Below are 17228 nucleotides of genomic sequence, written 5' to 3'. Positions count from 1 at the left end.
GTCCCCTCACCGCCTCCGGTCTGACCACGACCGCCCGGCCCGTCTCGCCGCACACGGGTAGGAGCCCTGCATGGCCACGTTCATCCTGCGACGCCTGGTCGTCTCGTTCTTCGTCCTGCTGGCCGCCACCTTCGTCGTCTACGTCCTGGTGGCCAATGCCGGTGACCCGCGCACCGCTCTGCTGGAGTCCACCGACCCCAGCCGCGACGCGAAGATCGCGGCGCTCACCGAGAACCTCGACCTCGACACTCCGGTCGTCCCGCGCTACTTCGGGTGGCTCGGCGGGGTGGCCCAGTGTTTCGTCGGCCAGTGCGATCTGGGCACCAACATCAACGGCGCGCCGGTCACCGGCCTGCTGTCGGTGGCCCTGGGCTCGACGCTGCGCCTGGTGCTGTTCGCCACCGTGATGGCGATCCTGTTCGGCGTCATCGTCGGGATCGTCACCGCGCTGCGGCAGTACTCCGGCCTCGACTACTCGACGACCTTCCTGGCCTTCCTGTTCTTCTCGCTACCGGCCTTCTGGATCGCGGTGCTGCTCAAGCAGTTCCTGGCGATCAAGTTCAACTCCTGGCTCAGCGACCCGGTCATCCCGCTGTGGCTGACCATCGTGCTGGCCGCGCTCGGTGGGCTGCTGGCCATGGCCCTGATCGGCGGTGACCGGCGCCAGCGGATGATCTCCCTGGTCGGCGGGGCCGCCGTGGTCGCCGCGGTGTGCGTCTACCTGGACGTCAGCAAGTGGTTCGCGCAGCCGGGGATCGGCCCGGTGGTGATGATCGTCGGGTCGCTGGCGGCGGCCGTCGGAGCCACCGCGCTGCTGTCCGGCTTCCGCTACCGCCGGGTCCTCATCGCCACGCTCATCACCGCGGTGGTCGGGATCATCTGCTCCTTCTCGCTGGGCTGGCTGCTCGACATCTCGACCGCCGGGACGATCATCATCCTGGCGATCGTGACGCTGGCCGTGTCCGGCGCGATCGGGGCCCTGGTCGGCGGGGTGCTCCGCTCGCAGGCGGTGAAGGCGTGCATGATCACCGGGTTCCTGTCCGGGGCACTCATCTTCGCCGACCGGCTGCTGCAGGCGGTGACGGGCTACTCCGACAAGGTCCGCGGCATCCTCATCGCCACCATCGGGTCGAACACCCCCAACTTCTCCGGCGACTTCTGGGAGACCACGCTCGACCAGCTCGGCCACCTGCTGCTGCCGTCGATCGTCATCGTCCTGATCTCCTTCGCGACGTACACCCGCTACACCCGCTCGTCGATGCTCGAGACGATGAACCAGGACTACGTGCGCACCGCGCGGGCCAAGGGCCTGACCGAGCGGACCGTGGTGGTCCGGCACGCGTTCCGCAACGCGATGATCCCGGTGACCACCCTGATGGCCATCGACTTCGGGGCGGTCATCGGCGGCGCGGTGATCACCGAGACGGTGTTCGGCTGGCAGGGCATGGGCCGGTTGTTCACCGACGCGCTGCGCATCCCCGATCCGAACCCGGTGATGGGCTTCTTCCTGGTCACCGGGACCGCCGTGGTCGTCTTCAACATGATCGTGGACATCCTGTACGGGGTGCTCGACCCGCGGATCCGGACCGCGTGATGCGGACCGATCGCGCAGAGGGGGTCTCATGACCACCGAGAAGGACCAGATCAGCGGGAAGCCCGCCGGACCGGTCGGTTCCGCGCCGGCGGGGACGCCGGCGCCGGGTGGCCGGCCGTCCGAGGCCGCCCAGGGCATGGCCGTGGTCGCCCGCAGCCAGGGCCAGCTGGTGCGCCGCCGGTTCCTGCGGCACCGCGCGGCCATGGCCTCCATCGCGGTGCTGTTCATCGTGGTGGTGCTGGCGTTCTCCTCCATCGGCTTCCTGGGCATCCCCGGCTGGTGGAAGTACTCCTACGACGCGGCCGGCACGGTGGTGAACCGCGGGGCGCCGACCCTGTCGGTGGTGCCCACCTGGCTCGGTGGCAACGGCTTCTCGATCGGCGAGCACCCGTTCGGCCAGGATGATCTCGGCCGCGACTACTTCGCCCTCACCATGCGCGGCACGCAGATCTCGCTGCTCATCGCGCTGGTCGTCGGTGTGGTCTCGACCGTGGTCGGCACGGTGATCGGCGCGCTGTCCGGGTACTACCGCGGCATGGTCGAGACCGTGCTGATGCGGTTCACCGACGTCATCATCACCATCCCGGTGCTGGTCATCGCGGCGGTGCTGGGCCAGAAGTACGGCAACGGCGGTCCGTTCGTGCTGGCGCTGGTGGTGGCCGCGGTGACCTGGACGTCGCTGGCCCGGCTGGTCCGGGGCGAGTTCCTCTCCCAGCGGGAGAAGGAGTTCGTGGAGGCGGCCCGGGCGCTGGGGGCCAAGCCGCGTCGGATCATCTTCCGGCACATCCTGCCGAACACGGTCGGCGTCATCACCGTGGCCGCAACGCTGTCGGTGGCCACCGCCATCCTGCTCGAGACCGCGCTGTCCTACCTCGGTTTCGGCGTGCGGGCACCGGACACCTCGCTGGGCCTGCTGGTCTCGACCTACCAGAACGCGTTCACCACCCGACCCTGGCTCTTCTGGTGGCCGGGCCTGTTCATCGTGGCGATCGCGTTGTGCGTCAACTTCATCGGCGACGGGTTGCGCGACGCGTTCGACCCGCGCCAGAACCGGGTGCGTGCCTGATGTCCACTCCTCCCACCCAACCGCCGTCCGACTGGAACGCCGAGACGGCCGGCGATCAGGGGACGCTGTACGGCCACGACGGGCCGACGCCGACCGTGCTGGAGCGCGACCCGGAACCATCGGTGGGTGTCCACGTCGGCCACCTGACGGCCGGGTCGGCCGGGTCGGCCGAGGTGCTGTCCGTCGAGGGGCTGACCGTGTCGTTCCCGACCGAGGACGGCCTGGTGCAGGCCGTGCGCGGGGTGTCCTACACGCTGCACGAGCGCGAGGTGCTCGGCATCGTCGGCGAGTCCGGCTCGGGCAAGTCCGTCTCGTCCATGGCCGTGATGGGACTGCTGCCCCGCTCGGCCCGGGTCAGCGGCACCATCCGCTACCGCGGGCAGGACGTGCTGGGGATGAGCCGCAAGCAGCAGCGCGCGCTGCGCGGCCGCAAGATCGCGATGATCTTCCAGGATCCGATGACGGCGATGAACCCGGTCTACACGGTCGGGTTCCAGCTGGCCGAGGCGGTGCTGTCGCACGAGCTGATGCCGCGCAAGGCGGCCATGGCCCGGGCCGAGGAGATGCTGGCGCTGGTCGGCATCCCGCAGCCGAAGGCACGGCTGGACAGCTACCCGCACGAGTTCTCCGGCGGCATGCGGCAACGCGCGATGATCGCCATGGCGGTGATCAACAACCCGGACGTGATCATCGCAGACGAGCCGACCACGGCCCTCGACGTCACGGTCCAGGCGCAGATCCTGGAGAAGCTCATCGAGGTCAAGGACGCGGTGAACGCGGCGATCGTGCTCATCACCCACGACCTCGGCGTGGTGGCCGGCATGGCCCACCGCACCCTGGTCATGTACGCCGGCCGGCCGGTCGAGGTGGGCGGCACCGACGACGTCTTCTACCGGCCGCGGATGCCGTACACCGCCGGGTTACTCGGATCGATCCCGTCGGCCGGCGACACCGGGCGGCTGCGACCGATCGGCGGCGCACCGCCGTCGCTCATCGCGCTGCCCACCGGCTGCCCGTTCTCGCCGCGCTGTCCGCTGGTCACCGACGTCTGCCGGCAGACCGAACCGCCGCTGGCCCCGACCGACGCCGCCGACCACCTGGCCGCGTGCCACCACTGGGACCGGCTGGCCGCGGCCGACGATCCGACGGCGTTCTTCCGGCCCGAGCTGACCGGGCTGGCGTCCGGAGCGGGGGAGATCCGATGAGCAGCCCGGCGAGCGCGGCCACCGGCGTCCGGTCCGACGAGGGATCTGAGCACCTGCTCGACGTCCGCGACCTGGTCATGGAGTTCCCGGTCAAGGGCAAGGGCTTCTTCCGCCGCACGGTCGGCCGGGTGCAGGCGGTGTCCGGGGTGTCGCTGCACCTGGACGCGGGGGAGACCCTCGGCGTGGTCGGCGAGTCCGGCTGCGGCAAGTCGACGACCGGGCGGGCCATCCTGCAGCTGCACAAGCCCACGTCCGGCTCGGTGCGGCTGCGCGGGCGGGAGCTCACCACGATGAGCGCTCAGGACCTGCGCGCCGTGCGGCGGAACCTGCAGATCGTCTTCCAGGACCCGTTCGCCTCGTTGAACCCCAAGATGCCGGTGAACGACATCATCGGCGAGGCACTGCGCATCCACGGGCTCTGGAAGGCGGGCCAGGGCGGCACGAACGGCTCCGCCGGCACGAAGGGCGGCACCGAGCGGGTCGGGCAACTGCTGTCGCTGGTCGGGTTGTCGCCCGAGCACGGCAACCGGTACCCGCACGAGTTCTCCGGCGGGCAGCGGCAGCGCATCGGCATTGCCCGCGCCCTGGCCCTGGAGCCCGAGGTGCTGATCCTGGACGAACCGGTCTCGGCGCTGGACGTCTCGGTACAGGCCGGGGTGGTCAACCTGCTCGAGGACCTGCAGGACCGGTTGGGCCTGGCCTACTTCTTCATCGCCCACGACCTGTCGATCGTCCGGCACATCTCGGACCGGATCGCGGTGATGTACCTGGGCAAGATCGTCGAGACCGGGCCGCGGGACGACGTCTACGACCACCCGATGCACCCGTACACGGTGGCGCTGCTGTCGGCCGCGCCGGAGGCCGATCCCGAGGCCGAGCGGACCCGGGAACGGATCATCCTGACCGGCGACGTGCCCAGCCCGCTGAACCCGCCGTCCGGGTGCCGGTTCCGCACCCGGTGCTGGAAGGCGCAGGACGTCTGCGCCACCCAGGAGCCGCCGCCGATCGACCACGGCAACGGGCACCTGGTCGCCTGCCACTTCCCGGTCACCGACGTGGAGCGGGAACTGCGGGAAGCGCAGCAGCACCTGCAGGGCGGCCGGACCGCGGTCCCGGACCCACGCTCGGTGGGCGCGCCGGTGGGCCCGGTCGGTGGCCACGGCGCCGCCGGGGTGGGACGCGAGGCGGTCGCCGATCCGCGCAGTCCGGAGGCCGGATCGGCGTCCTGAGGCCGTACCCGCTGCTGGGGATGGCGCCAGGCCGGTGACGTAGCGTGCCAGGCATGTCCGACCGCCCCGCGATGCGGCTGCTCGCCGTGCACGCCCATCCCGACGACGAGTCGCTCACCATGGCCGCCACGCTGGCCTCCGCGGCGGCGTCGGGCGTGGGCGTCACCCTGGTCACCTGCACGTTGGGGGAGCAGGGCGAGGTCATCGGCGACGAGCTGGCCGGGCTGGCCGCCGAGCACGCCGACCAGCTGGGCGGGTACCGCTACACCGAACTCCGCGAGGCGTGCCGGGTGCTCCGCGTCCGGGACCACCGGATGCTCGCTGGCGCCGGTAGCTTCCGCGACTCCGGGATGGCCGGCACCCCGTCGGCCGATCATCCCCGGGCGTTCGTCCGGGCGGCGGACGGTGGCCCGGACACCGAGCGGGCGGTGGCGGCGCTGGCCGCGGTGGTGCGCGAGGTCGATCCCCAGGTGGTGCTCACCTATGACGCGGACGGTGGGTACGGGCACCCGGACCACATCGCCGCCCACCAGATCACCGTGGCCGCCGTGCGCCGGACGCCACGCGCCGACGGGCAGCCGCGGCGGCTGTTCGCGGTGGTCAAGCCGGCCACGGCGGTGCAGGTGGCGGTGGACCGGTACGAGACACCGCCCGGGTACCACCGGTCCCGTCCCGAGGACCTCGGATTCCGGGTGGCCGACCATTCGGTGGACGCCGCGGTGCCGGTCGGACCGTGGGCCCCGGTGCGCCGGGAGGCGTTGGCCGCCCACGCCACCCAGGTCGAGCTGCTGGCCGGCGGTTTCGCGCTGTCGAACCGGGTGGCGCAGCCCGATCCGCTGTACGAGTGCTACCGGCTGCTGGACGGACCGGCGCTGCCCGGGGCGACCGACCCCGGCTCCCCCGCGGTCCCGGGCCGGTCCGGCCCGACGCCGTTGACCGGGGCGGCGGACCTGTTCGCCGGGCTGCGGTGACCGCGCTCCCGCCGGAGGTCCCGGACCCGGCCACGCCGGGCGGTCCGGCCGTGCTCGAGGCCGAGCCGGACGAGGTGGCCCGTCGTCCGAGCGCCGCGGACTGGGTGCTCGTCGTCTGGATGTGGCTGCTGGCCGCGGCGGCCGCGGTGGTGTCGGTGTTCTTCCTGCCGCAGTACCTGGGCCCGGTGCCCTTCCCGGTGAGCGTGGTGATCGCGGTCCTGACGGTGGCCGGGCTGCCCCGCCTGGTGGCCGCCCTGGTGCCGCCGTTCTGGCCGGTGGCGGTCACGGTGGCCTGCTGGTTCGTGCCCGCGGTGTGGTTGTCGCTGTCGCCGAACTCCCTGTACGGCCGGCCGGTGGGGGTGACCGACGGGCAGTGGCGCACCGCGTTGCTGCTCGGCCTGGGCTGCCTGACGGCGGCCGCCACCCTGGTCCTGTTGCGGGCCGCGCGACTGCCCGCGGCGCGGCCGGCCGACCCGGACACCATGGGTGAGCGTCCTCACGGGCACTGATCGGCACTGATCGGCTCGGTGCGTCCGAGTGGTCCGGACCCGCGGGGGATACTGGAGCGGCTGGTGCCGGTCCGCGCCGCTGACCTCGACGCCGCTCGTGGGTCCGGCGTCCGGGACCGCCCCGACTAAGGTGTGCGCCGGCAGCGCGCCGCGATCGACGCGGCATGAGATGGCCTGGAGACCGCTGTGACGTATGTGATCGCCGAACCGTGCGTGGACGTGCTCGATCGCGCCTGCGTCGAGGAGTGCCCCGTCGACTGCATCTACGAGGGCAACCGGATGCTGTACATCCACCCCGACGAGTGCGTCGACTGCGGTGCCTGCGAACCGGTCTGCCCGGTGGAGGCGATCTTCTACGAGGACGACGTGCCGGACGCCTGGGCCCCGTACACCAAGGCCAACGTCGACTTCTTCGACGATCTCGGCTCGCCCGGGGGCGCGTCCAAGGTGGGCAAGGTCGACAAGGACGACCCGTTCGTGGCCGGACTGCCGCCCATGGGTGGGGAGCACTGACGATGGCGGGTCGCGGCCTGGGAACGGCCACCGACGAGGACCGGGACTCGGCCGGCGACACCCCGGCCGGCGAGCTCGCGCCCGGGTTGAACCTGCCGGACTTCCCCTGGGACAGCCTGCTCCCGGCGCGTCGGGAGGCCACCGCGCACCCCGACGGTCTGGTCGACCTGTCCGTCGGCACGCCGGTCGACCGGGTGCCGGTCCCGGTCCGGTCCGCGCTGTCCGGTGCCTCCGAGGCCCCCGGCTACCCGACCGTGCACGGCACCCATGCGCTGCGGTCCGCGTACGTCGGCTGGCTGGCCCGGGCCCACGGTGTCCCGGACATCGACCCGGAACACGTGCTGCCCACCATCGGGTCCAAGGAACTGGTGGCCTCGCTGCCCACCCAGCTCGGTCTGGGCCGCGGCGACGTGGTGGTCATCCCGGAGATCTCCTACCCGACCTACGAGATCGGCGCGCTGATGTCGCGCTCGACCGTGGTGCGCGCGGACGGGCTGACCAAGCTGGGCCCGGAACGGGTCTCCCTGGTCTGGCTCAACACACCGTCCAACCCGACCGGCAAGGTGCTGCCGCCCGAGCACCTGGCCAAGGTGGTCGCCTGGGCCCGCCGGCAGGGCGCCGTGGTCGCCTCGGACGAGTGCTACATCGACCTCGGCTGGGACGTCTCTCCGGTGTCGATCCTGGATCCCGAGGTGTGCGGCGGCGACCACACCGGTCTGCTCGCGGTGCACTCGCTGTCCAAGCGGTCGAACATGGCCGGCTACCGCGCCGGGTTCGTCAGTGGTGACCCGACGCTGATCGCCGAGCTGACCTCCGTGCGCAAGCACCTCGGCGCGATGATGCCGGCGCCGGTCCAGGCCGCCGCCGCGGCCGCGCTCGACGACGACAGCCACGTGCTCGCGCAGCGCAGCCGGTACGAGCGGCGCCGCGCGGTGCTGCTCGAGGCGTTCGAGGCGGCCGGGTTCCGCGTCGGCGACGACGGCACCTCGGCGGCCGGGCTGTACCTGTGGTGCACCCGGGGCGAGCCGGCGATGGACTCGGTGGCGTGGCTGGCCGAGCGCGGCATCCTGGTCGCCCCCGGATCGATGTACGGCCCGGGCGGCGCCCGGCACGTCCGGGTCGCGCTCACCGCCTCCGACGAACGGGTGGCCGCGGCCGCCGACCGGCTCGCGGGCTGACACCGCCGGGCCGGCGCCGCACCCCCGGGTCAGCCGGCAGGGCGCCGTGGACGTCGAGCACGCGCCCGGACTCGGAGGACGCGTCGTGCGGGACGAAACACGCTGCGGCGCCGGTGATGTCGTCCGAGCACCGGATCAGCGGCACCTCGGGCCACCCGGGGCGCTCCCGCCCCGCCCCGGCCCGGGGCGGGAGCGGACGGTCCGATCAGCCGAACGCGACCGCGGCGGCGGCCTTGACCTGCTGCCAGGCGTCCGGGTAGGCGGCCCGCGCGCGGCGTCGGGTCTCGATGCACTGCTGCACCACGCGCCCGGCGGCGATGGCCGCGCCGGCGTCCCCGGTCTGCTCGACCAGCTGGCGCAGTCGCGCCTCCAGCACGGAGGCGTCCTGGTGGTCGCCCAGCACCTCCTGGAAGTCGGCGAGGGCCCGCAGGAAGTCCTGGATCTCCGGCTGGGTCGGCAGCAGCTCGGAGGCGTACCGGGCCCGCTTGCCGTAGATGCGCAGCTCGTGCAGGTCGTCGTCCGGCGGGTGCTCGCCGTGGGTGCGGTGCAGGTGGGTCCGGGCCTTGCGCAGCCGCCGCCACTCGGCCGACGCCAGCTCGGTGAGGTCCGCCCACGGATCGCTGACCGCCGGCGACTGCCCGGCCTGATCGAGCTCGGCCAGCAGGTCCTGGTAGGCGGGCTGGTCGAGCTCGGTGACCAGGTCCTTGCGGGCCGTGCGGCGCTCGTCGTCCAGCACGCCGATCAGCCGCTCCAGTGCTGCCGTGTCCGGGTCGCCGAGCACCACCGCCTCGCGGTGCATCCGGTCGATCATCACGTCGAGATCGCGCAGCACACCGAGGGTTCCGGCCAGTGCGGACAGGTCGGCGCGGAGCCGGTCGGCCGACTCGCGCTCCAGCACCGGGCGGGCCGCCTTGAGGTACGCGCGGATCCGCCGGGTGGCGACCCGCATCTTGTGCACGTCCTCGATGTCCCCGCCGGTGCGGGAACCCTGCTCGTGTTTGCGGATGTCCCCGGTGGCCTTGATCAGCACCGCGCCGAGCGCGTCGGCGATGTCGGTGGGGATCAGGCCGGGCCGGCGGGGCGCCGGTCGCGGCGGCATCAACGTGTCGTCGGTGGTCTCGGCGACGTCGGCGTCCGGGTCCGGCACCACCGGGTCGGCCGCCGGGGCGGCGGCCCGCGATGCGGCCGGGATCGGGGCGGCCCGCCGGCGCGGGGTCCGGGTGGGCGTGCTGTCGGACGCGGCCGAGGTCGCCCGAGCGGCGGTGGTCGCGCGCCGGCGGGGGGTGCGGGGTGCACCGTCGACGGCGGTGGCCGCCGTGCGGCGGCGGGTGGGCCGGGAGGCGGCGTCGGTGTCGACGACCGGACCGTCGGGCGTGGTCGACGTGCCGCGCCCCTCGGCCGCGGCCGCCGCGCCGGTCCGGCTGCGGGCCGGGGACTTCCGGACGGGCTTCCTACCCGCGGGCGAGGTCGGGTGCTCGGGGCCGGTGGCCTCCGCCGCGCTGCGGGCGCGGCGGGTCTTGGCGGGCCTGGTCGCGGCGGTGCCGGCCTGAGTCGCGCCGGCCTGAGTGGCGCCGGACTGAGCGGTGCCGGACTCAGCAGGTCCGGTCACCATCGTCGGGGCGTCCGTGGTGCGGTCCGAGGCCCCGGTGGCCCCGGTGGCTCGGCGTCGGGTCGGCCGGGGAGCGGTCACGGCGGCCCTGGTGGACCCGCTCGCCGCGGCGCCGGCCCGGGTCGTGCCGGCTCGCGCCGGGGCGGAGTCGTTCGAACCGGTTCGACGCTGGGCCATCGGGAACGTTCGCCTCGTCTCTCGTGGAAGGTCTGGGGATCTGGATCAGCTGGTGGTGTGCAGGGCGGCGTTGAGGCCGCCCCAGCTGCCCGAGCGGGGCAGTGCCTCGACCCCACCGGTCAGCGAGTTGCGCCGGAAGAGCAGGCCGGACGTCCCGGACAGGGTGCGGGCGGCGACCTCGGTGGTGGTGCCGTCGGCGATCAGCGTCAGCTTGGTGCCGGCGGTCAGGTAGAGGCCCGCCTCGACGACGCAGTCGTCGCCGAGGGAGATGCCGACGCCGGAGTTGGCGCCGAGCAGGCACCGGCGGCCGAGGGTGATCTGCTCCTTGCCGCCGCCGGACAGGGTGCCCATGATCGAGGCGCCGCCGCCGACATCGGTGCCGTCGCCGATCACTACGCCCTGCGAGATGCGGCCTTCCACCATCGATTCGCCCAGGGTGCCGGCGTTGAAGTTGCAGAAGCCCTCGTGCATGACGGTGGTGCCGGCGGCCAGGTGCGCGCCGAGCCGGACCCGGTCGGCGTCGGCGATCCGGACCCCGGCCGGGACGACGTAGTCGGTCATCCGCGGGAACTTGTCCACTCCGTGCACGGCGAGCCGATGGCCCTCGACGGCCGCGGCCAGCCGCACCCGCTCGACGTCGGCCGGCGGGACCGGTCCCAGCGAGGTCCACGCGTTGTTCGGCAGCAGACCGAAGATGCCGTCCAGGTTGATCGACCTGGGCTCGACCAGTCGGGCGGACAGCAGGTGCAGCCGCAGGTAGACGTCAGCGGTGTCGACCGGGGCGTCGCCCAGCGACTCGATGACCGTCTGGACGACCACCTGGCGGGTGTGCCGGATCTCGTCGCTGCGTTCGGCGGCCGCCAGGTCCGGCTGGGACGTCGCCTCGGCCGGGCCCGTCGGGGACGAGCCGGTGAGGGCAGGCGCCGGGTACCAGACGTCCAGGACGGTGCCGTCCTCGGTGATCGTGGCCAGGCCGGTCGCGGCCGCTCCGGCGGTCACCGGGGCGGGGCTGACGGGTGCGTCGGCGGCCGGTACCGGGGTGGCCGGTGTGGTGTCGGTCGACGCGGCGTCCTGGCCGGGCGCCGTCGGAGTTGCTGGCGAACTGCCCGAGGTCATGGGTCAGCAGCCTAGACGCTGACCGGCGGCGGACCGGCGGCCCCGGGGCGCGCCGCCCGGTCGTCGAGCGTCCCCGGGGGTGACGCGGCGCCGCGGGTAGGGTCCGGCGGGTGAGCGGAACCGTCACCGGGCTGACCCTGGACCTGACTCGTGACCCCGCCGACCTCACGGCCGACCTGGTCGACGTGCCGTCGGTGTCCGGGACCGAGGGCCCGCTGGCCGACGCGGTCGAGGCGGCGGTGCGCGCGGTGGGTCGCTTCGAGATGCTGCGGACCGGCAACACCGTGCTGGCTCGGACGCACCTGGGCCGCAGGTCCCGCGTCCTGCTGGCCGGTCACCTGGACACGGTCCCGATCGCGGACAACGTGCCCAGCACCCGGGACGGGGACCGGCTGGCCGGCTGCGGCACCACCGACATGAAGTCGGGCGACGCCATGCTGTTGCACCTGGCCGCCACGGTGTGGGCGGACGGCCGCGAGCCGTCGCACGACCTGACCTTCGTGTTCTACGACTGCGAGGAGGTCGAGTTCGCCCGCAACGGCCTGACGCGGGTGCAGGCCGAGCACGCCGACTGGCTCGCTGCCGACCTGGCCGTGCTGGCCGAGCCGACCGGCGGCCAGGTCGAGGCGGGGTGTCAGGGCACCGTCTCGGTCGCGGTGACCGTCCCCGGCCGCCGGGCCCACGCGGCCCGGGCCTGGATGGGCCGCAACGCGATCCACCGGGCCGCTGTCGTGCTCGACCGACTGGCCGCGCATCGTCCGCGGTCGGTGGACATCGACGGCTGCGTGTACCGGGAGGGGCTGAACGCCACCGCGATCACCGCGGGCGTGGCCAGCAACGTGCTGCCCGACGACTGTGTGATCCGGGTCAACCACCGGTTCGCGCCGGACCGTTCGGTCGAGCAGGCGGTGACCGCCCTCACCGAGGTGCTGCTGCCGGCCGGGCAGCCCGGCGACCCGTCCGACGAGGACGACGCCGAGGCGCCGATCACGGTGACGGTGCTGGACAGCGCGGCCGGCGCGCTGCCCGGGTTGACCGCCCCGGCCGCCGCCCGGTTCGTCGCCGCGGTGCGCGCCGCCGGCGGGCAGGTGCAGGCGAAGTACGGCTGGACCGACGTGTCCCGGTTCGCGGCGCTGGGCATCCCGGCGGTCAACTACGGACCGGGGGATCCGTCCCTGGCCCACACCCGCGACGAGTGGGTGTCCCGCGAGCAGATCCGGACCATGACCGAGGTGCTCCGTTCCTTCCTGATGGGGTGATCCGGCCCTCATGGGGTGATCCGCCGCTCGACCGTGTGCCCGCTCAGCGGTGTCCGGTCGGGTGCGCGTCACCGGTCGTTCACCCGGATGCTGCGTGCGGCTCCGCCGGCAGGTCGGCGCAGGTCCCTACTGTGGACGGGTGACCGAATTCGACGACGACGCCCAGCGCAACGGCGCCGGGCCCGCGGAGCGCTTCCGCGGCCCGGTGGTGCTGCGCGGCGAGCAACGCCTGCAGAGCACCACCACCGACCAGCGCCTGCTCGATTCCCGTGGCCCGAGTGACTGGGTGCACACCGACCCCTGGCGAGTGTTCCGCATCCAGGCGGAGTTCGTCGAGGGCTTCGGGGCCCTGGCCAGCCTGCCGCGGTCGGTGGCGGTCTTCGGCAGCGCCCGGACCAAGCCGGACAACCCGTACTACGAGGCCGCCGTGCAGATCGGCAGTGCCCTCGCCCGGGAGGGGTTCGCGGTCATCACCGGCGGCGGTCCGGGCGTGATGGAGGCGGCCAACAAAGGTGCCAAGCAGGCCGGTGGGTTGTCCGTCGGGCTGGGCATCGAGCTGCCGTTCGAGCAGGGCCTCAACCAGTACGTCGACCTGGGCATCAACTTCCGGTACTTCTTCACCCGCAAGACCATGTTCGTGAAGTACTCGCAGGCGTTCGTCTGCCTGCCCGGCGGGTTCGGCACTCTGGACGAGCTGTTCGAGGCGCTCACCCTGGTCCAGACCAAGAAGGTGACCAAGTTCCCGGTCGTGCTGTTCGGGTCGGAGTACTGGGGCGGTCTGGTCGACTGGATCCACCAGCGGGTGGCCGAGTCCGGCAACATCTCCGACCCCGACCTCAAGCTCGTCCACCTGACCGACGACGTGGACGACGTGATCCGGGTGGTGCACGACGCCTACGCGGCCTGGGAGGCCACTCACTGATCCCCACTCACTGATCCCCACGCACTGACCCCGGGGTGCTGACCGGGTGGGTGTGGTGATCGGCTCGTAGGCTCGCCGCGTGGGGCACCCCGTCCGGTACCGCGACGACGACCCGCTGCTGGGTCGGTTGCGGACGATCGCGCTCGCGTACCCGGGAGCCGAGGAGCACGTCTCGCACGGCCGCCCGATGTTCAAGGCCGGCAAGTTGTTCGCCTGCTGGACCGGGATGAGCAAGGATCCGCACGGCGGGCCGATGATCCAGCACCCGCAGGCGGTGCTGGTCAAGGTCGACGAATCCGACCGGCAGGCGCTGGAACAGGACGAGCGCACCTTCCTGCCCGCCTACTTCGGGGCGATGGGCTGGCTCGGACTCGACCTCACGACCGGCCCGGCCGACTGGGACGAGATCGCCGAGCTGGTGGACAGCTCGTACCGGCTGATCGCCCGTCCGACGTTGCTGCGACGGTTGGAGGCCGAGGGGCCGACCGTCAGGCGCGGCTGAGTCCGGGCGACCGGCGCCGGCGGAACGGCGGTGTCGGTGCGTGAGCCGGCGACTCCGCCGGACGTGGGAGGATGGTCGCCGTGTTGCGTTGGATCACTGCTGGGGAATCGCACGGGCCTGCCCTGGTCGCCGTCCTGGAGGGACTGCCCGCCGGGATCCCGGTGACCTCCGAGGCGATCGCCGAACAGCTCGCCCGCCGCCGCCTGGGCTACGGCCGGGGCGCGCGCATGAAATTCGAGCGGGACGCGGTCACCCTGCTCGGTGGGGTGCGGCACGGCATCTCGCTCGGCGGTCCGGTGGCGGTGGAGATCGGCAACACCGAGTGGCCGAAGTGGCAGCAGATCATGTCGCCCGACCCGCTGCCCGAGGCCGATGCCGAGGCGCTGTCCGCGCTCGGCCGCAATGCGCCGCTGACCCGGCCGCGCCCGGGTCACGCCGATCTGGCCGGCATGCAGAAGTACGGCTTCGACGACGCCCGGCCGGTGCTGGAGCGCGCGTCCGCGCGGGAGACCGCGTCGCGGGTGGCGTTGGGCACGGTGGCGCAGAGCCTGCTCCGCGAGGTGCTGGGCGCCGAGGTCGTGTCCCACGTCGTCTCGATCGGCGAGGCCGACGCGGTGTCCGGTCGGCTGCCGGAGCCGTCCGATCGGGCCGCCATCGACGACTCACCGGTGCGCGCGCTGGACCCGGCGTCCACCGAGGCGATGGTCGCGGAGATCGAGGCGGCCAAGGCCGACGGCGACACCCTGGGCGGCGTGGTCGAGGTGCTGGTGCACGGTCTGCCGCCGGGTCTGGGCAGCTTCGTGCACAGCGACCGCCGGCTGGACGCCCGGCTGGCCGCCGCCCTGATGGGGATCCAGGCGATGAAGGGCGTGGAGGTCGGTGACGGCTTCGCCACCGCGCGGCGCCGCGGGTCGGCCGCGCACGACGAGATCAGCCCCGTGGCCGGGCCTGACGGGCGCGGCATCAGCCGGGCGTCAAACCGGGCCGGCGGGCTCGAGGGCGGCATGACCAACGGCGAGATCCTGCGGGTGCGGGTGGCCATGAAGCCGATCTCGACGGTGCCGCGTGCGCTGGCCACGGTCGACGTGACCAGCGGCGAGGAGGCGGTGGCCATCCACCAGCGCAGCGACGTGTGCGCCGTCCCGGCCGCCGGCGTGGTCGCCGAGGCGATGGTCGCGCTGGTCGTGGCCGACGCGGTGCTGGAGAAGTTCGGCGGCGACTCGCTCGCCGAGGTGCGGCGCAACGCGCAGGCCTACCTGGCCACGCTCGGCACCGTGGACGGGTTGCCCGCGGTGACCGCGCGCCCGGCCGGCTGACGTGACCGGGATGCACACCGGCGACGGCGCCGAGGGTTCGGGTGCGGCGGGCGTCCGTCCGAAGGCGGTGCTGGTGGGACCGCCCGGCTCCGGGAAGACGTCGGTCGGGGCGGCGCTGGCCGCGCTGACCGGTCTGGCCGTGCGGGACACGGACGCCGACGTCGAGGCCACGGTGGGCATGACCATCGCCGAGCTGTTCGCCACCCGCGGCGAACCGGCGTTCCGTGAGCTGGAGGAGCAGGCCGTCGCGGCCGGCCTGGCCGAGCACGCCGGGGTGCTGTCCCTGGGCGGTGGTGCGGTCCTGTCGGACCGCACCCGGGCGGCGCTGCGCGGTCACGCGGTCGTCTTCCTGGCCACCAGCGCATCGGTCGGCATGAAGCGGGTCGGGTTGACCTCGCACCGGCCGCTGCTGGCCGGGATCAACCCGCGGGCGACCTACCGGTCGCTGCTGGCCCAGCGGCTGCCGCTGTACCAGGAGGTCGCCGCGGTCGAGATCGACACCGACGGGCTCACCGTCGGCCAGGTGGCGGCAGCGATCGCCGAGCGGTTGGGATTGGGATCGGCATGAGCGACATCGTCGAGCAGACTGCGGCTTCCGGATCGGGCGACGAGCCGGTGACCGTGCACGTGGCCACGGCCGCCCCGTACGACGTCGTCATCGGTCGCGGGCTGCTGGACGAGCTGATCGCCGCGGTGACCGGCGATCCGGCCAAGGGTGCGCCGCCCACGGTGGCGGCACTGCTGCATCCCGAGACGCTGACGATGACCGCCGAGGCGATCCGCGACGCGCTGCAGGACGCCGGTGTGACCACCCACCTGCTGGTGCTGCCGGACGCCGAGGACGCCAAGAAGCTCGAGGTCCTCGGGTTCTGCTGGGACGTGCTCGGTCAGGTCGGGATGGACCGCACCGGTGTCGTCATCGGACTGGGCGGCGGGTCGGTCACCGACGTGGCCGGGTTCGTGGCCGCGACCTGGATGCGCGGCGTGCGGGCGGTGCAGGTGCCGACCACGCTGCTCGGCATGGTCGACGCCGCGGTCGGCGGCAAGACCGGTATCAACACCGGCGCGGGCAAGAACCTGGTCGGGGCGTTCCACGAGCCGTCCGCGGTGATCGCCGACCTGGCCACCCTGGATTCCCTGCCGGCCAACGAGCTCATCGCCGGCATGGCCGAGGTGGTCAAGACCGGCTTCATCGCCGACCCGGTGATCCTGGACCTCCTCGAGGGCGAGCTGCCCGAGGATCCGCACGACTGGCCGCTGGCTGAACTGGTGCGCCGGTCGGTGGCGGTCAAGGGCGAGGTGGTGGCGGCCGACCTCAAGGAGTCGTCGCTGCGCGAGATCCTCAACTACGGGCACACCCTCGGCCACGCCATCGAGCAGCGCGAGCGGTACAAGTGGCGTCACGGTGCGGCCGTGTCGGTGGGCATGGTGTTCGCCGCCGAGCTGGCCCGCGCAGCCGGCCGGCTGGACGACGCCACCGCCGACCGGCACCTCACCGTCCTGCACCAGCTGGGTCTGCCCACCACCTACGACCCGGACGCGCTGAACGACCTGGTACCGATCATGGGCGGCGACAAGAAGTCCCGCGGCGGCACCCTGCGGTTCGTGGTGCTGGACGGCCTGGCCAAGCCCGGCCGGCTGGTCGGCCCGGACCCGTCGCTGCTGGCGGCGGCGTACTCGGTGGTGGCCGGGCGCAAGCGTCCGCCGGGGATCATCCAGCTCTGACATCCGTTGCGGTGGCCGGTCAGTCGAGGTGGAAGACCTCGCGCAGCACCTGCATCGACCGGTCCGGTGCGCGGCCACCGGTGTCCATGAACTCGGCCATCTCGGCCTGCCAGCGCCCGTTCACCGCGGTGGCGTCCATGGCCCGCTGAGCGGCGGCCAGGTCGTCGGCCTCGACGACACCGACGAGCAGGCCGTCCTCGCGCAGCCAGAGCGAGTAGTTCCGCCAGCCGGCCGCCCGGAGCGCGTCCAGCATCTCCGGCCAGACCGCGGCGTGCCGCCGGGTGTACTCGTCCAACCGGTTGGTCTTGACCTGCAGGGTGAAACACCACCGCACGGC

Annotated in this window: 17 protein-coding genes; 14 read left to right on the top strand and 3 right to left on the bottom strand. The window is 73.1% G+C overall.

Annotated elements, in window-relative coordinates; translation table 11 throughout:
• Positions 1-70: 70 nt before the first annotated feature.
• The 8 genes from JL106_RS13445 (at position 71) to dapC (ending at position 8265) form a co-directional block, all read left to right on the top strand.
• Entirely contained in the window at positions 71-1594 is a 1524-nt protein-coding gene (locus tag JL106_RS13445) for an ABC transporter permease (RefSeq protein WP_205261218.1), read from the top strand.
• A gap of 136 nt (positions 1595-1730) precedes the next feature.
• Positions 1731-2660, top strand: coding sequence for an ABC transporter permease (locus JL106_RS13440; protein ID WP_407940164.1), 930 nt, complete (start codon positions 1731-1733; stop codon positions 2658-2660).
• Positions 2660-3865, top strand: a complete 1206-nt coding sequence (locus tag JL106_RS13435) for an ABC transporter ATP-binding protein (RefSeq protein ID WP_205261216.1) — start codon at positions 2660-2662, stop codon at positions 3863-3865. The genes JL106_RS13440 and JL106_RS13435 overlap by 1 nt, the downstream gene beginning before the upstream one ends.
• Entirely contained in the window at positions 3862-5094 is a 1233-nt protein-coding gene (locus JL106_RS13430) for an ABC transporter ATP-binding protein (RefSeq protein WP_205261215.1), read from the top strand. Before JL106_RS13435 ends, JL106_RS13430 begins: the two co-directional genes overlap by 4 nt.
• Before the next feature lie 53 nt (positions 5095-5147).
• The gene (gene mshB, locus JL106_RS13425) at positions 5148-6065 is read left to right on the top strand and encodes an N-acetyl-1-D-myo-inositol-2-amino-2-deoxy-alpha-D-glucopyranoside deacetylase (protein WP_205261214.1); all 918 of its coding nucleotides are present in this window, start codon (positions 5148-5150) and stop codon (positions 6063-6065) included.
• Entirely contained in the window at positions 6062-6574 is a 513-nt protein-coding gene (locus tag JL106_RS13420) for a hypothetical protein (RefSeq protein WP_205261213.1), read from the top strand. Before mshB ends, JL106_RS13420 begins: the two co-directional genes overlap by 4 nt.
• A 186-nt stretch (positions 6575-6760) precedes the next feature.
• Entirely contained in the window at positions 6761-7087 is a 327-nt protein-coding gene (fdxA, locus tag JL106_RS13415) for a ferredoxin (protein ID WP_205261212.1), read from the top strand.
• 2 nt (positions 7088-7089) lie between these two features.
• A complete protein-coding gene (dapC, locus tag JL106_RS13410; protein ID WP_205261211.1) occupies positions 7090-8265 on the top strand; it encodes a succinyldiaminopimelate transaminase in 1176 nt (391 codons plus the stop codon).
• 205 nt (positions 8266-8470) lie between these two features.
• Here the strand turns inward: dapC and JL106_RS22115 are convergent, their stop codons facing one another.
• Positions 8471-9955: a CHAD domain-containing protein gene (locus tag JL106_RS22115; RefSeq protein WP_205261210.1), complete on the bottom strand. Its 1485-nt coding sequence runs from the start codon at positions 9953-9955 to the stop codon at positions 8471-8473.
• A 141-nt stretch (positions 9956-10096) separates the two neighbouring features.
• Positions 10097-11167, bottom strand: a complete 1071-nt coding sequence (gene dapD / locus JL106_RS13400; RefSeq protein ID WP_205261209.1) for a 2,3,4,5-tetrahydropyridine-2,6-dicarboxylate N-succinyltransferase — start codon at positions 11165-11167, stop codon at positions 10097-10099.
• A 131-nt stretch (positions 11168-11298) separates the two neighbouring features.
• Here dapD and dapE point away from each other — a divergent pair, with 131 nt between their 5' ends.
• The 6 genes from dapE (at position 11299) to aroB (ending at position 16891) form a co-directional block, all read left to right on the top strand.
• The gene (gene dapE, locus JL106_RS13395; RefSeq protein ID WP_205261284.1) at positions 11299-12426 is read left to right on the top strand and encodes a succinyl-diaminopimelate desuccinylase; all 1128 of its coding nucleotides are present in this window, start codon (positions 11299-11301) and stop codon (positions 12424-12426) included.
• A 139-nt stretch (positions 12427-12565) separates the two neighbouring features.
• Positions 12566-13348: an LOG family protein gene (locus tag JL106_RS13390; RefSeq protein ID WP_205261208.1), complete on the top strand. Its 783-nt coding sequence runs from the start codon at positions 12566-12568 to the stop codon at positions 13346-13348.
• A gap of 79 nt (positions 13349-13427) precedes the next feature.
• Positions 13428-13850: an MmcQ/YjbR family DNA-binding protein gene (locus JL106_RS13385; protein ID WP_205261207.1), complete on the top strand. Its 423-nt coding sequence runs from the start codon at positions 13428-13430 to the stop codon at positions 13848-13850.
• An 80-nt stretch (positions 13851-13930) separates the two neighbouring features.
• Positions 13931-15166, top strand: coding sequence for a chorismate synthase (gene aroC, locus JL106_RS13380; protein WP_328842325.1), 1236 nt, complete (start codon positions 13931-13933; stop codon positions 15164-15166).
• 10 nt (positions 15167-15176) lie between these two features.
• Positions 15177-15734: a shikimate kinase gene (locus JL106_RS13375; RefSeq protein WP_205261205.1), complete on the top strand. Its 558-nt coding sequence runs from the start codon at positions 15177-15179 to the stop codon at positions 15732-15734.
• Positions 15731-16891: a 3-dehydroquinate synthase gene (aroB, locus tag JL106_RS13370; RefSeq protein WP_205261204.1), complete on the top strand. Its 1161-nt coding sequence runs from the start codon at positions 15731-15733 to the stop codon at positions 16889-16891. The genes JL106_RS13375 and aroB overlap by 4 nt, the downstream gene beginning before the upstream one ends.
• Before the next feature lie 19 nt (positions 16892-16910).
• Here the strand turns inward: aroB and JL106_RS13365 are convergent, their stop codons facing one another.
• The gene (locus tag JL106_RS13365; protein WP_205261203.1) at positions 16911-17225 is read right to left on the bottom strand and encodes an L-rhamnose mutarotase; all 315 of its coding nucleotides are present in this window, start codon (positions 17223-17225) and stop codon (positions 16911-16913) included.
• Between the last annotated feature and the right edge of the window lie 3 nt (positions 17226-17228).

The sequence above is a fragment of the Nakamurella leprariae genome (assembly GCF_016918035.1).
In the GTDB taxonomy this organism is placed as follows: Bacteria; Actinomycetota; Actinomycetes; order Mycobacteriales; family Nakamurellaceae; genus Nakamurella; species Nakamurella leprariae.
The sequence above is the reverse complement of the archived record's forward strand: the minus strand, read 5'-3'. Positions and strand labels throughout refer to the sequence as shown.

What these genes read in the sequence shown, in the direction of transcription:
- JL106_RS13445 (WP_205261218.1), top strand. Translation starts at nt 71, where the DNA reads ATGGCCACGTTCATCCTGCGACGCCTGGTCGTCTCGTTCTTCGTCCTG.
- JL106_RS13435 (WP_205261216.1), top strand. Translation starts at nt 2,660, where the DNA reads ATGTCCACTCCTCCCACCCAACCGCCGTCCGACTGGAACGCCGAGACG.
- JL106_RS13440 (WP_407940164.1), top strand. Translation starts at nt 1,731, where the DNA reads ATGGCCGTGGTCGCCCGCAGCCAGGGCCAGCTGGTGCGCCGCCGGTTC.
- aroB (WP_205261204.1), top strand. Translation starts at nt 15,731, where the DNA reads ATGAGCGACATCGTCGAGCAGACTGCGGCTTCCGGATCGGGCGACGAG.
- JL106_RS13430 (WP_205261215.1), top strand. Translation starts at nt 3,862, where the DNA reads ATGAGCAGCCCGGCGAGCGCGGCCACCGGCGTCCGGTCCGACGAGGGA.
- dapD (WP_205261209.1), bottom strand. Translation starts at nt 11,167, where the DNA reads ATGACCTCGGGCAGTTCGCCAGCAACTCCGACGGCGCCCGGCCAGGAC.
- JL106_RS13375 (WP_205261205.1), top strand. Translation starts at nt 15,177, where the DNA reads ATGCACACCGGCGACGGCGCCGAGGGTTCGGGTGCGGCGGGCGTCCGT.
- dapC (WP_205261211.1), top strand. Translation starts at nt 7,090, where the DNA reads ATGGCGGGTCGCGGCCTGGGAACGGCCACCGACGAGGACCGGGACTCG.
- mshB (WP_205261214.1), top strand. Translation starts at nt 5,148, where the DNA reads ATGTCCGACCGCCCCGCGATGCGGCTGCTCGCCGTGCACGCCCATCCC.